General features: G+C 63.7%; 13 protein-coding genes and 1 tRNA gene. 7 read left to right on the top strand and 7 right to left on the bottom strand.

Going from position 1 to position 14,483, the window contains the following annotated elements:
• Positions 1-95: 95 nt before the first annotated feature.
• The 6 genes from PIN01S_RS11855 to PIN01S_RS11825 all read right to left on the bottom strand — a co-directional run bounded on the left by PIN01S_RS11855 (position 96) and on the right by PIN01S_RS11825 (position 7,659).
• Positions 96-2,234: a TonB-dependent receptor gene (locus PIN01S_RS11855; protein WP_084335876.1), complete on the bottom strand. Its 2,139-nt coding sequence runs from the start codon at positions 2,232-2,234 to the stop codon at positions 96-98.
• A 535-nt stretch (positions 2,235-2,769) separates the two neighbouring features.
• Positions 2,770-2,845, bottom strand: a tRNA-Phe gene (locus tag PIN01S_RS11845).
• A 91-nt stretch (positions 2,846-2,936) separates the two neighbouring features.
• Complete coding sequence (locus PIN01S_RS11840; protein WP_084335874.1) at positions 2,937-3,209, bottom strand: oxidative damage protection protein; 273 nt, start codon at positions 3,207-3,209, stop codon at positions 2,937-2,939.
• Positions 3,206-4,273: an A/G-specific adenine glycosylase gene (mutY, locus tag PIN01S_RS11835; RefSeq protein WP_084335873.1), complete on the bottom strand. Its 1,068-nt coding sequence runs from the start codon at positions 4,271-4,273 to the stop codon at positions 3,206-3,208. Before mutY ends, PIN01S_RS11840 begins: the two co-directional genes overlap by 4 nt.
• Positions 4,270-6,495, bottom strand: a complete 2,226-nt coding sequence (locus PIN01S_RS11830; RefSeq protein WP_084335872.1) for an AsmA family protein — start codon at positions 6,493-6,495, stop codon at positions 4,270-4,272. Before PIN01S_RS11830 ends, mutY begins: the two co-directional genes overlap by 4 nt.
• A 60-nt stretch (positions 6,496-6,555) precedes the next feature.
• A complete protein-coding gene (locus tag PIN01S_RS11825; protein ID WP_084335871.1) occupies positions 6,556-7,659 on the bottom strand; it encodes an NAD(P)/FAD-dependent oxidoreductase in 1,104 nt (367 codons plus the stop codon).
• Between the two features lie 278 nt (positions 7,660-7,937).
• On the opposite strand from PIN01S_RS11825, the gene PIN01S_RS11820 reads away from it, so the two are divergent.
• Positions 7,938-9,155 carry a sterol desaturase family protein gene (locus PIN01S_RS11820; protein WP_084335870.1) on the top strand — a complete coding sequence of 406 codons (1,218 nt, stop codon included), beginning with the start codon at positions 7,938-7,940 and terminating at the stop codon, positions 9,153-9,155.
• Here PIN01S_RS11820 and PIN01S_RS11815 read toward each other — a convergent pair.
• The gene (locus tag PIN01S_RS11815; protein ID WP_084335869.1) at positions 9,152-9,550 is read right to left on the bottom strand and encodes an acetyl-CoA sensor PanZ family protein; all 399 of its coding nucleotides are present in this window, start codon (positions 9,548-9,550) and stop codon (positions 9,152-9,154) included. The two genes, PIN01S_RS11820 and PIN01S_RS11815, sit on opposite strands and share 4 nt — an antisense overlap.
• A 122-nt stretch (positions 9,551-9,672) precedes the next feature.
• On the opposite strand from PIN01S_RS11815, the gene hisB reads away from it, so the two are divergent.
• From hisB to PIN01S_RS11785, 6 genes are all read left to right on the top strand, one after another.
• A complete protein-coding gene (gene hisB, locus PIN01S_RS11810; RefSeq protein ID WP_084335868.1) occupies positions 9,673-10,266 on the top strand; it encodes an imidazoleglycerol-phosphate dehydratase HisB in 594 nt (197 codons plus the stop codon).
• Positions 10,266-10,904, top strand: a complete 639-nt coding sequence (gene hisH, locus PIN01S_RS11805) for an imidazole glycerol phosphate synthase subunit HisH (protein ID WP_084335867.1) — start codon at positions 10,266-10,268, stop codon at positions 10,902-10,904. Before hisB ends, hisH begins: the two co-directional genes overlap by 1 nt.
• 84 nt (positions 10,905-10,988) lie before the next feature.
• The gene (hisA, locus tag PIN01S_RS11800) at positions 10,989-11,732 is read left to right on the top strand and encodes a 1-(5-phosphoribosyl)-5-[(5-phosphoribosylamino)methylideneamino]imidazole-4-carboxamide isomerase (protein WP_084335866.1); all 744 of its coding nucleotides are present in this window, start codon (positions 10,989-10,991) and stop codon (positions 11,730-11,732) included.
• Positions 11,733-11,802: 70 nt separating this feature from the next.
• On the top strand, positions 11,803-12,573 hold the full coding sequence (hisF, locus tag PIN01S_RS11795; protein WP_084335865.1) for an imidazole glycerol phosphate synthase subunit HisF: 771 nt from the start codon (positions 11,803-11,805) through the stop codon (positions 12,571-12,573).
• A gap of 258 nt (positions 12,574-12,831) precedes the next feature.
• Positions 12,832-13,569: a substrate-binding periplasmic protein gene (locus tag PIN01S_RS11790; protein WP_084335864.1), complete on the top strand. Its 738-nt coding sequence runs from the start codon at positions 12,832-12,834 to the stop codon at positions 13,567-13,569.
• A 105-nt stretch (positions 13,570-13,674) separates the two neighbouring features.
• Positions 13,675-14,430, top strand: a complete 756-nt coding sequence (locus PIN01S_RS11785) for a substrate-binding periplasmic protein (protein ID WP_084335863.1) — start codon at positions 13,675-13,677, stop codon at positions 14,428-14,430.
• The last annotated feature ends 53 nt before the right edge of the window (positions 14,431-14,483 follow it).

Raw genomic sequence — 14,483 nt, 5'->3', positions numbered from 1 at the left:
TGCGGCGCGTTCGGAGAAAGCGCCCGGCAGAGGGATCTGCCGGGCGCATGCCGTGGTGTGGCCGGGCGACTGACGACCGGCCAGTGGTAGCACGATCAGAAGCGGTAGTTGGCGCTGACTTCCAGGGTGCGGGGTGCACCGGGAGTGATCAGGTCTACCGAGCCGTGGGCCGAGGCGTAGTACTCCTTATCGAAGATATTGCGCAGGCGCACGGCCATTTCCCACTTCGGCTGCTCGTAGAACAGCGCGGCGTCGGCGGTGGTGTAGCTCGGCATGACGGTCACGTTGTCCAGCGCGGTGTAGCGCTCGTCCACGTAATTCACGCCGAGTCCAGCACGCCATTCCGGCGCCAGCGAGCGCACCAGCCAGAGGTTGGCGCTGTTGCGTGGGGTCAGGGTCGGCACCTGGCCTTCGTTGTCCACGCCGTTGGTGCGGTTGTTCGACTTGGTGATCTCGGCGTCCAGATAGGCGTAGCCGGCATAGATTTCCCACTTGTCGCTCAGGCGCCCGCTGATGGTGGTCTCGAAGCCATCGGTACGCTGCTCGCCAGCCAGAACCAGGCGGGCCGGGTTGGCCGGGTCGGTGGTTTTGATGTTGGTGCGCTCCAGGCGGAAGATCGCTGCGGTGATCGACAGACGATCGCCCAGCAGATCCCACTTGGTGCCGATCTCGTAGTTGGTGGTTTCTTCCGGCTCGAGGTCGGCATTGGTGGCAGTCAGCGCGAACATTTCGGCGGACGGCTGGTGGGAGCGGCTTACCGAGATGTAGTAGGACTGAACATCGTTCGGCTCATACACCAGGCCGGCACGTGGGCTCCAGGTGTAATCGGTCCGCGACAGCTCGTTGCCGGTCATGTCGTCCGCGTATTCCTGGTCGAACGTGTCGTAGCGAACGCCCACCAAGGCTTTCCAGTGCGGACTCAGCTCGACCAGGTCCTGCATATAGAAACCCGCCGTGTCCTGCGTGTTGACGCCATCGCTGGTCTTGCGCGAAGCCTGGAACGGCACGCGGACCAGACCATCGCTGAACACCGGGACCTGGGCCACGTTGTCCTGGCTGAATACCAGTTGGTTCTTTTCCTGGCGACCCAGTTCCACCCCGTACAGCAGGTTGTGCTGCATGCCGGCGAGCGTGGCCTGTTGTTTCAGCTCGGTCTGGTTGAACCAGCCGTCTTCCTTGCGCTGTACGTTGCCGCGGCGCAGCTTGACCAGCAGTTCGCCGTTGCTGCCGGTGACGAAGCGGGAGGCATCGGTATGGGCCAGCGTGTTGTTGCGGTCGAGGTCGTAGTGGTAGTAGCGGCTGGTGTTGGTCAGAGTCAGGGCGTCGTTGATGCGGTAATCGACACCAGCGGTAAAGGAGAAGACTTCGCTGCGGGTGTAGTCCTGATCCGCGTCCGCCGAGCCGAAACGCTTGTCGCGGTCGACGTTCACCGGGCGGCCGTTCAGCGCGGGGATGCCGAAGTCGATCAGGCGCTTGTCATACAGGTAGGTCGCGCCCAGGTTCAGCTCCAGATCGTCGGACAGCTTGAAGTAGGCGGACGGGGCGATGGCCTTGCGCTCGAGGAAGGCGTCGTCGCGGAAGCCGTCGCTGTCTTCCAGCGCGCCGGTGACCCGGAACGCCTTGTCGCCATGTTGGGTATCCGCCCAGCCGGCGTCGAACTGCGTGCGCTCCTTGCCTTCGGAATCGAAGGTCACGCCGACTTCCTGCATGGGGGCAAAGTTGGGCTTCTTGCTTACGCTATTGATCAGGCCGCCCGAGGAGCCGCGGCCATACAGCACGCCCGCTGGCCCCTTGATCACTTCCACACGCTCGATGTTGGAAAGATCGCGGTAATAGAGGGCATCGTCACGCACGCCATCGATGTACATGTCGCCGATGGCGCTGAAACCGCGGATGGTCACCTGATCGCGTTGGCCGTCGCCGTTGGATAGGCCAACACCCGGCACATTCTTCAGCAAATCCTCCATGGACTGGGCGTTCTGGTCCTTGATCACGCTTTGCGGAACCACGTTGACCGTCTGCGGGATATCCCGGAGCGGGGCGTCGATCTTCAGGGCACTCTTGCTGGTGCTTTGCTTGTAGCTGTCTTCCGTCTGGATGCCGGTGACGGTGGTCGCCGGAATTTCCAGCGCGGTCTTGGATTCCTCGGCTTGAAGCGCCGGTGCCGTGAGCAGACCGAGCAGCGACAGACAGGCCGGATGAATGCGTGAATTAGCCAACTCCAACTTCCCCATTTTTTATAAAGCTTAATAGTAACAATTCTTATTAAAAGTTGTTACATATTCTTACTAGCTGGGAAGAGGTGGCTGTGAGCTACCCCGTAACAGACGGGATGGGGTTGCAGTTAGTCGGGATAGAAGAGGCTACGACCAAGCGGGAAGGGCCTGGAATCTAAGAGTGCTGCGCGCTATGAGCTTTTATGATGGCCAAATGATTGCGCAATGGCTCTTTGCCGCCTAGGTTCGAGATGGGCAAGGGAATTACAAGGAGACCGTAATGCTCATCAGAAAATCATTGGCAGCCTGGGTTGCCGCGTTGTTCGTTCTCTGCGCTCAGATCACATCGGCGCAGGCCACCCTTCTCTCCATCCCGACTGCACAGGCGGACAAGATTGAGCACGGCGGCGGATGCCGCAAGGACTCACCGCCGGGACAGTGCTGCCATGCCGGGTCTCAGCCCTATCACTGCCACTAAGACCGGCGTTGGTAGATTTTTAAGGCGCAAAGCAAAAAGCCCCGAAACTTTGCAGTTTCGGGGCTTCGGTATTCATGGTGCCCAGGGACGGAATCGAACCGCCGACACGGGGATTTTCAATCCCCTGCTCTACCGACTGAGCTACCTGGGCAACGGGGCGCCATTAAACGGATTTGGCTTCGCAGTGTCAAGCGAGGCGAAGAAATTTTTTCAGGCTTGACGGGCGGTTACGTTTGTCGGCCTCACGGGCTCGGGGGTACGTAGCCTTCCGCCTGGGCGTATTCCTGGCCGGAAAGGAACTTGTCCATCTCTTGCTGGAGGAACTTGCGGTCCTCGGCGTTCATCATGTTCAGGCGGCGTTCGTTGATGAGCATGGTCTGGTGCTTCTGCCACTCGTCCCAGGCTTTCTTCGACACGTTGTTGTAGATGTCTTCGCCCTTGGCTCCGGGGTAGGGTGGGCGGTCGAGGCCGGGGAGGTCTTCGTTGTATTTGCGGCAGTGCACGGTGCGGGTCATGACATCTCTCCTGCATTCAACTCATCGGCGGCGCGCTTGAGCAGTTTTTTCACCGGTGCGGCGAGGCCCAGGCGCGGCGGGGTGGCGAGGTTATACCAGAGCCAGTCGGCCTCGGCCACGCCGGGGGCGGCGCTGTCCACCCGGACCAGCCAGGGCTCGATGGCCAGTTGAAAGTGACTGAAGGTGTGGGTCAGGCCGGGCAGTTCGCGGCGCTCGCCGAGGCGCAGGGCGTGTTGGGCGGCGAGCGGGGCGAGGGCCTCGAGGTCGTCCAGTTCCGGCAGGCTCCAGAGCCCGCCCCAGAGGCCGCTGGAGGGGCGCCGGTAGAGCAGGATGGCGCCTTCCCGGTTGGCCAGCAGGGGCATCAGGGTGCGTTTCTGTGGCAGCGACTTGCGCGGTTTCGCCGCGGGGAAGTCGCTTTCCCGGCCCAGCAGGTTGGCTCGGCAGCCGCTGCGCAGTGGGCAGAGCAGACAGCTCGGCTTGCTGCGGGTACAGAGTGTGGCGCCTAGGTCCATCATCGCCTGGGTGTAGTGGTTGACCCGCTCGAAGGGCGTGAAGCGCTCGGCGGCCTCCCAGAGCTGACGGGCCACCCTGGGTTCGCCCGGGTAGCCTTCCTGGGCGAGGTAGCGGGCCAGGACGCGCTTGACGTTGCCGTCGAGGATCGGCGCACGCAGGCCCATGGACAGGCTGGCGATGGCGCCGGCGGTGGAGCGGCCGATGCCGGGCAGTTCGGCGAGCTGCTCGACGTCGCGGGGGAATTCGCCGTCGTGGCGTTCGACCACGATCTTCGCCGTCTTGTGCAGGTTGCGGGCTCGGCTGTAGTAGCCGAGGCCGGTCCACAGATGCAGCACTTCGTCCTCTTCCGCAGCGGCCAGCGACTGGACGGTGGGCAGGGCGGCCATGAAACGGTCGAAGTAGTCGAGCACGGTGCCGACCTGGGTCTGCTGCAGCATGATTTCCGAAACCCAGACCCGGTAGGGGGTGATGCCCTGCTGCCAGGGCAGGTCCTTGCGGCCGTGGCGGTCGTACCAGTCCAGTACCGCCGCGCCGAATTGCTCGGGTGTCATCGCTTGAACAGGCCCTTGAGTGCGTCTTTGAGTTCCGGACTGACTTTGTCGCCGAGTTTTTCTTCCAGCTTTTCGCTGATCTTGTCGCCGGCCAGCTTGGCGGCGATCTTGCCCATGCCATCCTTGTCCAGGCGGCAGGCCTTGGCGCCGAGCTCCAGCGGGCCGCGGCAGTGCAGTGGCCATTCCAGGCCGACGTAGCGTTCGTTGACCTGGCAGGCCGGGTCCGGCATGGCGCTCTTGTCGCCTTCGATGACGATGCCGACGCGGTAGTCCATGCCCAGCACGCGCAGGTCCACGTCGCCGTTGCCGTTGACGGTCAGGCCGGGGATGCGCGCCTTGAGGTCCGGGTTGTTGGCCACGCCGTTGCGGAACACCAGGTTGCCCTTCAGCTCTTCGAAGGGGGTGTCCTTGCCGCGCGGCTCGCCGCTCAGCGACTTGCGGTTGAGCGTGGCGATACCTTGGCAGAGCTGCTGCTCCAGGTTGGCGTCGACCAGCACGCCATCGTTCAGGACGAAATTGGCATTGCCGTTGAGGGTATCCACCCAGGCCTTCTGGCTGTTGCCACTGGTCTTGATGTCGGCGGTCATGTCCAGCAGACCCTTGACCGGCGGCTTCTCGCCCTGGGCCTGGATCAGTTTTTCCACGGGAATCCGGGCGACGCGTTTCTGCGCGCTCAGTTGCGGTACCTGCTGGCGGACATCGAGCTGACCCTTGGCTTCGAAGGTGCCGTTGTAGAGATTGCCGCGCATGTCTTCGAGGTTCAGCAGGCCGCCCTTGCCCTTGGTTTTCAGGGTGGCGTTCTCAATGGGCAGCTTGTTCAGGGTGAGCTGGGCGAGGCTGAGGGTCGCCTCGATGTCGAGTTTGCGCAATTGCTCCAGCGGCAGCACCGGCTCTTCGCTCCAGGCCTGCTGGGTCGGTGCCTTGGGCAACGGCGTGGTGCCGCTCTGGCCGGCGCTGGCGACGGTTTCCTTCACTTCGGTCTTGCGTGCAGCGCTGGTGCCTTCGGCTTCCTTGGACTTGGGCGGCAGGTAGCGGTCGAGGTCCAGGCGGTCGCCCTTGAGTTGGATGCGCAGGGCCTGCTTGGCGAAGTCGGCGATGGCGATGCGGCCGGTGAAGCTGCTGTCGTCCAGTTTCAGGTTCAGCTCTTCCAGGGCAAGGCTGGTCGGGGTGCCGTTGAGGCGCGCGACCAGTTCGGCTTTGCCGAGGGCATTGCCGTCGGCCATCGGCGGCAGGGTCTGGCCGATGCCTTCGAGGAATTCGCGCAGGTTGAACTGGGCGATGGACAGGCCGCCGGTGAGTTTCGGCTCCTTATCCAGGTCACGCACTTTCAGCTCGCCGAGGCCGAGCAACTGGTTAGCGGAGAGTTTCAGGCTGTTCCACTCGGCGATCTGGGCGGCGAGGTCGGCCAGCAGCTCGCCTTGGGCGCCGAAGGTAAGGGTCTTGCCTTGCAGCGGCTCGCCGGAAACCTCGCCGGAGAGCTTGGCGTTCTCCAGTTGGTAGCGCTTGAGCGCGCGGTCGAAGCGCAGGTCGCCCTGCAGTTCGGTGCGGGCGCGTATCACCGGCTGGTTGGTGCCGAAGAAGGCGCTGAGCTTGAGCGGGATGCTGCTGCCTTCGCGGATGGCCCCGGTGGTGAGTTCGATGCCTTCGGCGCTGAATTGCTGGCCGGTCTTGGCGTCCTGGTAGTCGATCCGGGCGTTGTTCACGGTCAGGCTGTCGATGTCCAGCTTGATCGGTTGCGCCGGTTTTTCCTCGGCCGGTTCGGTGGGTTGCGGCGCGGGCTGCGTTTCCGCCGGCTTTCCGGTCGTGGCGCTGGCCTGTGCGGGACGGCCGATGTCTTCCCAGTTGCCACGGCCTTTTTCGTCGCGGCTGAGGGTCAGGTTGAGGCCTTCGATGCGGATGTCGCTCATCTGCACTTCCTTGCGCAGCAGCGGCAGTACGCGGACCGACAGACCGATCATTTGCAGGTCGGCGAACGGCTTGTCCGGTGTGGCGGCGCTGGCCAGGGTGGTCTGGTGCAGTTCGAGGCCGAGCCAGGGGAACAGGCTCCAGCCGATGTCGCCGTTCAGGGCCAGTTCCAGGTTGGCCTTGTCGCGGGCGATCTGGCGGATCTCGTCCTTGTAGTCGTTGGGGTCGAACAGGTGGGTCAGGGCGAAGCCCAGTGCCACGACGATCAGTAGCAGACCGAGGAAGAAGAGGCCCAGGATCTTGCCAAAGGCTTTCATGGACGAGTCCTTGTATGAGTGCAAAACAATCGAAGGCGAGGAGTATAGCGCTCCGGGCCCTCACGAACCGCCGATCCGTTCGGCGATCGCGAGGCTGGCGGTCAGGCCCGGCGATTCGATACCGAACAGGTTGATCAGGCCGGGGAGGCCGTGATCGAGTGGGGTTTGGATGAGGAAGTCGGCGGCCGGTTCCCCGGGGCCGGAGAGTTTCGGCCGTATGCCGCTGTAGCCGGGGCTCAGACGGCCAGGGTCGAGACTCGGGAAGTAGCGGGCGATGGCTCGGGCGAAGGGCTCGCGCAGGGTTTCGTCCACTGCGTAGTCGAGGGCATCGAGATAGTGCACGTCCGGGCCGAAACGCAGTTGTCCGCCCATGTCCAGGGTGGCATGGATGCCGAGCCCGGCCGTGTTGGCCTCCGGCATCGGGTAGATCAGGTGCTGGAACGGCGAGCGTCCGGAGTAGCTGAAATAGCGGCCCTGGCACAGGTGCAACGGCGATATCAGGTCGGCGCGCAAGCCTTCGGTGCGGCTCGCGAGTTGCTGGGCGAACAGCCCGCCGGCGTTGATTACCTGTTCGGCACGCAACTGGAACGGTTCGCCGCCGCTGACGCCTTCTGCGATCCAGCCATCGGGGGCTCGTTGCAGGCGTTCGACGCGGGTATCCAGCACGAGTTGGGCACCGCGATTTTCCGCAGCGGCCAGGAGCGATTGCAGGTAGTGGTGGCTGTCGACGATGCCGGTGCTCGGCGAGAGCAGGGCCGCTACGCCACGCACGGCCGGTTCGAGGCGTTCCAGTTGGTCGTGTTCGAGCGCTTGCAGGTCGTGGACACCGCAGGCCTCGGCATTGGCGGCCAGGCTTTCCAGTTTGCCGCGCTCGGCGTCTTCCACGGCCACCAGCAGCTTGCCGATGCGCCGATGGGGCACGCCATAGTGTTCGCACCAGGCGTAGAGGCGTTCGCGGCCTTCCAGGCAGAGTTCCGCCTTCAGCGAGCCGGGTGGGTAGTAGAGGCCGGCGTGGATCACTTCGGAGTTGCGGCTGGAGGTGTGACTGCCGATCAGTCTTTCCGCTTCGACGATCAACAGGCTGCGCGAGGGCGAGGCCAGGCGCGCTGCACAGGCCAGGCCGAGGGCGCCGGCGCCGATGATGAGGGTGTCGATACTGTCCATTCGTTCGTCGGTCGTGGCTCTTTCGTTTGATGCGGGTCGCTTACCCGTTGGAATCCGCTGCGTGAGTTCAATCACCATGGACGCTCGGCACGTCAGTGAAACATCACAAGCCTACCTGACCCGTGCCGAGTGTTCGCCGCGCTCGCAGAAGATCCGCGCCGAGTAATACAGCAGCCGGCCGGGTTGGCGCCATGGGCCGGTGAATCTGGCGGCTTCGGCAGGCGGAGAAGGGAGCATCGGCGTTAGGCTCGAGGGACAAGAACGACGGAGCCTGTCCCATGAACGTCGCCGTACTCGCCTTTCCGCTTTACGTCCTGCTGATGCTGCTGGAGCTGGTCTATGAGCGCCATGTCGGCCGGCATACCTACCGCCTCGCGGACGCCAGCACCAGTATCAACACGGCGGTGCTGCGGGTTCTGCTGGAAGGGCCGCTGCGGCTGCTGTTGATCGTTCCTTACGCCTGGCTCCACGAGCATGCCCGCCTGTTCGAGCTGGATGCGGCGTCGCCGTGGGTATGGCTGGGTGGCTTCGTGGCGGTGGACTTCTGTTTCTACTGGGCCCATCGCAGCCTGCATCGCTACAACCTGTTGTGGGGCGCACACCAGCCGCACCACTCCAGCGAAGACTTCAACCTGTCCACGGCCTTGCGCAAAGGCGCCTTCCAGCCCGCCTTCGACTGGCCGTTCTATCTGCCGCTGGCACTGCTCGGCGTGCCGCTGCCGCTGTTCCTGGTGCTGCTCGGTATCCAGTTGGCCTATCAGTTCTGGATTCATACCCAGCACGTCGGCCGCCTGGGTTGGCTGGAGCGGGTCTTGGTCACGCCCTCGCTGCACCGCGTCCATCATGGTCAGAACGCCTGCTATATCGACCGCAACCATGGCGGCGTCTTCATCGTCTGGGACCGGCTGTTCGGTACCTTCGCCGAGGAGATCGAGCCGGTGCGTTACGGCGTCACCACGCCAGTGCGGACCTTCGATCCGATCCGGCTGCAATTCTCCTGGTGGCGCCTGCTCTGGGACGATGCCCGGGCGACCCGGCGCTGTCGGGACAAGTTGCGTCTATGGTGGATGCCGACGGGGTGGCGGCCGGCCGACGTGCTGTCCCGCCCCTGGCCGAAAATGGGTGAGGAGAAGTTCGCAGAAAGTTACCCGCCCGGCTTACGCGGCTATGCCCTGGTGCAGTTCGTTGCGATCAACATCCTGGCGCTGGGCTTTCTCGCCAGTGTCGCGCGGGCCGCGTTCTGGGAGCCATGGCTGCTGGCATTCTCGATTCTCGCGGGCTGCGTCGGTCTCGGCCTACTGTTCGAAGGCCATGCCGGCGCAAGAGCGGTGGAGATCGCCAGACTGACGGGCATGGCGCTGCTGGCGCTGGTGTGGAGCCTGTGGCTGACGCCGGGCCAGCAGGCCTGGGGGCTTGGGTTGGCCGGCTTCTGTGTGATCAGTCTGTTCTGGTTGCGTGGATTGCAGGGGAAGCCTTCGGCGCTGGGCCAACGCTAGAGCGATTCCATCGGCAATTGCAGGCGCGCCGCCAACGCCTGGCTTTCGAGATGACCGTCCGGGGCCGCCAGATGCAGCGGCTTGCCTGCCTCGAATGCCATCCGCCGGGCTTCGTCGAGCAGGCGCCGACCGACGCCACGACCGCGGGTGACCCGGCGCACGCAGAGATGGGACAGAACCCAGCGATCCGTGTACTTCTGCAGGCGGCCGGCGCCCAGCAGGCGGTCATTGAATCGGCCGGCGATGAACGTGCCGTCGCCCAGGCAGGTATCGATCAGGCTGTCGACATCGGCATGGGGTGCGATCAGCCAGGCCGGCGCATCGGCGTAGATCTTCGCCAGGTCGGTGCGGTCCTGTTCGCTCGGGGCGCTGACGGCTTCGACGATCACGGGCATGGGCGGGCTCCTCGGCTGGGGCTGTGAAGTGTAAACCCGGCCGACCGTCGCCGGTAGCCGCGCCCCCGGCCTCACGCCTATAATGGCGGCCTTTTCCCCTTTAGTTTTTCGTGGAGCTGGTGATGGCCGAACGTACGGCATCCGTCGAGCGCAACACCCTGGAGACCCAGATCAAGGTCTCGATCAACCTGGATGGCACCGGCAAGGCGCGCTTCGATATCGGCGTCCCCTTTCTCGAGCACATGCTCGACCAGATTGCCCGTCATGGCCTGATCGACCTGGACATCGAGTGCAAGGGCGATCTGCATATCGACGATCACCATACCGTGGAAGACGTCGGCATCACCCTGGGCCAGGCCTTCGCCAAGGCCATCGGCGACAAGAAGGGCATCGTCCGCTACGGGCACTCCTACGTGCCGCTGGACGAAGCGCTGTCCCGTGTGGTGATCGATTTCTCCGGCCGTCCCGGCCTGCAGATGCACGTACCCTTCACCCGTGCGGTGGTCGGCGGTTTCGACGTGGACCTGTTCCAGGAGTTCTTCCAGGGCTTCGTCAACCATGCCCTGGTCACCCTGCACATCGACAACCTGCGCGGGCACAACACCCACCACCAGATCGAGACGGTGTTCAAGGCGTTCGGCCGCGCGCTGCGCATGGCGATCAGCCTGGACGAGCGCATGGCCGGGCAGATGCCCTCCACCAAGGGTTGTCTCTGATGCAGACGGTTGCTGTCATCGACTACGGTATGGGCAACCTGCACTCGGTGGCCAAGGCCCTCGAGCACGTGGGCGCCGGTAAGGTGCAGATCACCAGCGATGCCGCCGTGATCCGTGAGGCCGACCGGGTGGTGTTCCCCGGCGTCGGCGCGATTCGCGACTGCATGGCGGAGATTCGCCGGCTCGGCTTCGACACGCTGGTCCGCGAGGTGAGCGTCGACCGGCCGTTCCTCGGCATCTGCGTGGGTATGCAGGCCCTGCTCGAACGCAGCGAAGAGAACGGCGGGGTCGACTGCATCGGCCTGTTCCCCGGCCAGGTGCGTTTCTTCGGTAAGGACCTGCATGAAGACGGCGAGCACCTCAAGGTGCCGCACATGGGCTGGAACGAGGTCCGGCAGACCGTCGACCACCCGCTCTGGCACAACATCCCGGACATGGGTCGCTTCTACTTCGTACACAGCTATTACATCGAGGCCGGAAATCCGCGCCAGGTAGCCGGGCGCGGCCATTACGGCGTCGACTTTGCCGCTGCGCTGGCCGACGGCTCGCGCTTCGCCGTGCAATTCCACCCGGAAAAGAGCCATACCCATGGTCTGCAACTGCTGCAGAACTTCGCCGCCTGGGATGGACGTTGGTGAGCCGTAAGCTTCAAGCGGCAAGCCACAAGTTTGATGCGTGCCTGCTTGCAGCTTGCCGCTCTTTTTGACGTTAGGAAAAAAGCAATGCTGATTATCCCCGCTATCGATCTGAAGGACGGCGCCTGCGTACGTTTGCGCCAAGGCCGCATGGAAGATTCCACGGTGTTCTCCGATGACCCGGTGAGCATGGCCGCCAAGTGGGTCGAGGCCGGTTGCCGGCGCCTGCACCTGGTCGACCTGAACGGTGCCTTCGAAGGGCAGCCGGTGAACGGCGAGGTGGTCACTGCCATCGCCAAGCGCTACCCGGAACTGCCGATCCAGATCGGCGGCGGCATCCGTTCGCTGGAAACCATCGAGCACTACGTCAAGGCCGGGGTCAGCTACGTGATCATCGGCACCAAGGCGGTGAAGCAGCCGGAGTTCGTCGGCGAAGCCTGCCGCGCCTTCCCCGGCAAGGTCATCGTCGGCCTGGATGCCAAGGACGGGTTCGTCGCCACCGACGGCTGGGCGGAAGTCAGCCAGGTGCAGGTCATCGACCTGGCCAAGCGCTTCGAGGCCGATGGCGTTTCCGCAATCGTCTACACCGACATCGCCCGTGACGGCATGATGCAGGGCTGCAACGTCCCGGCCACGGCGGCGCTCGCCAACGCCACGAAGATTCCGGTGATCGCATCCGGGGGTATCCATAACATCGGCGACATCCAGGCGCTGCTGGACGCCAACGCCCCCGGCATCATCGGCGCGATCACCGGCCGTGCGATCTACGAGGGCACCCTCGACGTCGCCGAGGCCCAGGCGATCTGCGACCTGAAATACAAAGTCGAGTAACGCCGCTACACGCGCAAGCCTCAAGCACGATGGGCCGGAAGGTGGCCCGCCGTGCGATTCGGAGAACAGCATGGCCCTGGCAAAACGCATCATCCCCTGCCTCGACGTCGATAACGGCCGCGTGGTCAAGGGCGTGAAATTCGAGAACATCCGCGATGCCGGCGACCCGGTCGAGATCGCGCGCCGTTACGACGAGCAGGGTGCCGACGAAATCACCTTCCTCGATATCACCGCGAGCGTGGACGATCGCGGCACCACACTGCATACCGTCGAGCGCATGGCCAGCCAGGTGTTCATCCCGCTGACCGTCGGCGGTGGCGTGCGTACCGTGCAGGACATTCGCAACCTGCTGAATGCCGGTGCGGACAAGGTGTCGATCAATACCGCGGCGGTGTTCAACCCCGAGTTCGTCGGTGAGGCCGCTGCCCGTTTCGGTTCGCAGTGCATCGTCGTGGCCATCGACGCGAAGAAGGTCTCTGCGCCGGGTGAGACGCCGCGCTGGGAAATCTTTACCCATGGCGGGCGCAAACCTGCCGGCCTGGATGCCGTGGTCTGGGCGAAGAAGATGGAAGACCTCGGTGCCGGCGAGATCCTGCTCACCAGCATGGACCAAGACGGTATGAAGAGCGGCTTCGACCTCGGCGTGACCCGTGCCATCAGCGAGACGGTCGGTATTCCGGTGATCGCCTCGGGCGGGGTCGGCAATCTCGAGCATCTCGCCGCCGGTATCCTCGAGGGCAAGGCCGACGCGGTGCTCGCCGCGAGCATCTTCCACTTCGGTGAATACACCGTGCCGGAAGCCAAGGCCTACCTTGCCAGCCGCGGCATCGTCGTGCGCTGAGCGTTGTACGGGCGGCCGCGCTTCGGAGCGGTCGCCTGATTTGCGTCAAGGCCTACCCGGCCTGCCTCGTTACTATCCTGCCGACAGCGTACCGGTCAGAACCTGGCCGTCTGTTTCGCTGCTGCCCGCACATATTAAATGTGTGGTTGTAAGCGACATTCCTGTGCGGCAGTCCACAAATGAATTCGGTGTTATCGGCTAGATTCCGCCGCCGCGCTTGTCCTCACATTCACTCCCACTCTGCGACATGGAGTCCCTATGCCTGTCTTCCGGCTACTCGCCGCCGTCTGTCTGTTCTGCCTGGCCGCTCCCCTGCGGGCCGAGTCCCTGGTCCTGCTCACCGAGAACCTGGCGCCCTTCAACATGGCGGCCAACGGCAGCAATTTCGCTCGCGACGAAGGCATCCAGGGCATCAGTGCCGATACGCTGCGCGGCATGTGCCGGCGCGCGGGAGTCGAGTGCCAGTTGATCCTGCGGTTCCCCTGGGAGCGCGTCTACCAGCAGGCGCTCGATGAGGCGGGCTATGGCCTGTTTTCCACCGCGCGGACGCCTGAGCGGGAAAGCCTGTTCAAGTGGGTCGGCCCCATCGCCAGCAACGACTGGGTGCTGTTCGCCCTACCGGACAGCCCGATCCAGCTCAACAACCTCCAGGATGCCGCGCGTTATCGCATCGGCGGCTACAAGGATGACGCCAAGAGCCGGTACCTCACCGACCGTGGCCTGACCGTGCAGACCGCCCTGCGTGACAACGAAAACGTGCGCAAGCTGATGAAGGGGCAGATCGATCTCTGGGTTACTGCCGACCCCAACGGGCGTTACGTGGCGAAGCAGGAAGGTCTGGATGGACTCAAAGTGGTGCAGCGCTTGTACACCGCTGAGCTTTACCTGGCCCTGAATCGTAATACGCCGGACGAACTGGTTCAGAAGTTGCAGAAGGCCTTGGATGAGATGAGAGAAGCGGGGGAATTGCAGACGATCAAGGCACGCTATCTCTAGAGGGAAATGATGGCCTGGCGCCATTTTTTCGCCATTATCGCTGGGCTAGGATGGTGGCGCTGGGTATGCTGGAACTCTCCCTTTCAAAAGAATGAGAAAGAGAACATGTGCAAACGCTTTCTGTTGGGGCTGGCCTGCGCTTTTTTGGTGCATGTGGGCGCTGCCCATGCCGAAGTCGACCCCAGCTATGAAGTGGTGCTGCTGACGGAAAACTTCCCGCCTTACAACATGGCGACCAACGGTAAGAATTTCGCACAAAACGAGAACATTTCCGGCATCGCTACCGAGATCGTTCGTGAGATGTTCAAGCGTGCGGGTGTGAAGTACAGCCTGACTCTGCGTTTTCCCTGGGACCGCATCTACAAGCTAGCCTTGGAGAAGCCCGCTCACGGCGTGTTCGTGACCGCGCGGCTGCCGGAGCGGGAGGAGCTGTTCAAATGGGTAGGGCCGATCGGGCCGGACGATTGGGTGATGCTGGCCAGGGCGGACAGCTCCATCACGCTGGCCAGCTTGGAGGAGGCCAAGGCCTACCGGGTCGGCGCCTACAAGGGCGATGCGATTGCCGAACACCTGCAGGAGAACGGACTGGAGCCGATCACCTCGCTGCGTGACCAGGAGAACGCTCACAAGCTGGTGCGTGGACAGATCGATCTCTGGGCCACTGGCGATCCCGCCGGGCGCTATCTGGCCCGCCAGGAAGGTGTGTCCGGGCTGAAGACCGTATTGCGTTTCGACAGTGCCAAACTCTATCTGGCGCTGAACAAGGAGGTACCGGACGAAGTCGTGGCGAAATTGCAGTCCGCACTGGACGGACTGCGCGCCGAGGGCTTCGTCGACGGTGTCTTCGACCGCTACCTGTAAGTGGGCCGGCTGCCACCGGCCTGGGCCAGGATGGGCCGGATACACCCCAAGGG

Origin of the sequence: Pseudomonas indica NBRC 103045, from assembly GCF_002091635.1 — a bacterium.
In the GTDB taxonomy this organism is placed as follows: domain Bacteria; phylum Pseudomonadota; class Gammaproteobacteria; order Pseudomonadales; family Pseudomonadaceae; genus Pseudomonas_M; species Pseudomonas_M indica.
Note: the sequence above shows the minus strand (reverse complement) of the source record. Positions and strands in the feature narration are given on the sequence as shown.

What these genes read in the sequence shown, in the direction of transcription:
- PIN01S_RS11855 (WP_084335876.1), bottom strand. Translation starts at nt 2,234, where the DNA reads ATGGGGAAGTTGGAGTTGGCTAATTCACGCATTCATCCGGCCTGTCTG.
- PIN01S_RS11840 (WP_084335874.1), bottom strand. Translation starts at nt 3,209, where the DNA reads ATGACCCGCACCGTGCACTGCCGCAAATACAACGAAGACCTCCCCGGC.
- mutY (WP_084335873.1), bottom strand. Translation starts at nt 4,273, where the DNA reads ATGACACCCGAGCAATTCGGCGCGGCGGTACTGGACTGGTACGACCGC.
- PIN01S_RS11830 (WP_084335872.1), bottom strand. Translation starts at nt 6,495, where the DNA reads ATGAAAGCCTTTGGCAAGATCCTGGGCCTCTTCTTCCTCGGTCTGCTA.
- PIN01S_RS11825 (WP_084335871.1), bottom strand. Translation starts at nt 7,659, where the DNA reads ATGGACAGTATCGACACCCTCATCATCGGCGCCGGCGCCCTCGGCCTG.
- PIN01S_RS11820 (WP_084335870.1), top strand. Translation starts at nt 7,938, where the DNA reads ATGAACGTCGCCGTACTCGCCTTTCCGCTTTACGTCCTGCTGATGCTG.
- PIN01S_RS11815 (WP_084335869.1), bottom strand. Translation starts at nt 9,550, where the DNA reads ATGCCCGTGATCGTCGAAGCCGTCAGCGCCCCGAGCGAACAGGACCGC.
- hisB (WP_084335868.1), top strand. Translation starts at nt 9,673, where the DNA reads ATGGCCGAACGTACGGCATCCGTCGAGCGCAACACCCTGGAGACCCAG.
- hisH (WP_084335867.1), top strand. Translation starts at nt 10,266, where the DNA reads ATGCAGACGGTTGCTGTCATCGACTACGGTATGGGCAACCTGCACTCG.
- hisA (WP_084335866.1), top strand. Translation starts at nt 10,989, where the DNA reads ATGCTGATTATCCCCGCTATCGATCTGAAGGACGGCGCCTGCGTACGT.
- hisF (WP_084335865.1), top strand. Translation starts at nt 11,803, where the DNA reads ATGGCCCTGGCAAAACGCATCATCCCCTGCCTCGACGTCGATAACGGC.
- PIN01S_RS11790 (WP_084335864.1), top strand. Translation starts at nt 12,832, where the DNA reads ATGCCTGTCTTCCGGCTACTCGCCGCCGTCTGTCTGTTCTGCCTGGCC.
- PIN01S_RS11785 (WP_084335863.1), top strand. Translation starts at nt 13,675, where the DNA reads ATGTGCAAACGCTTTCTGTTGGGGCTGGCCTGCGCTTTTTTGGTGCAT.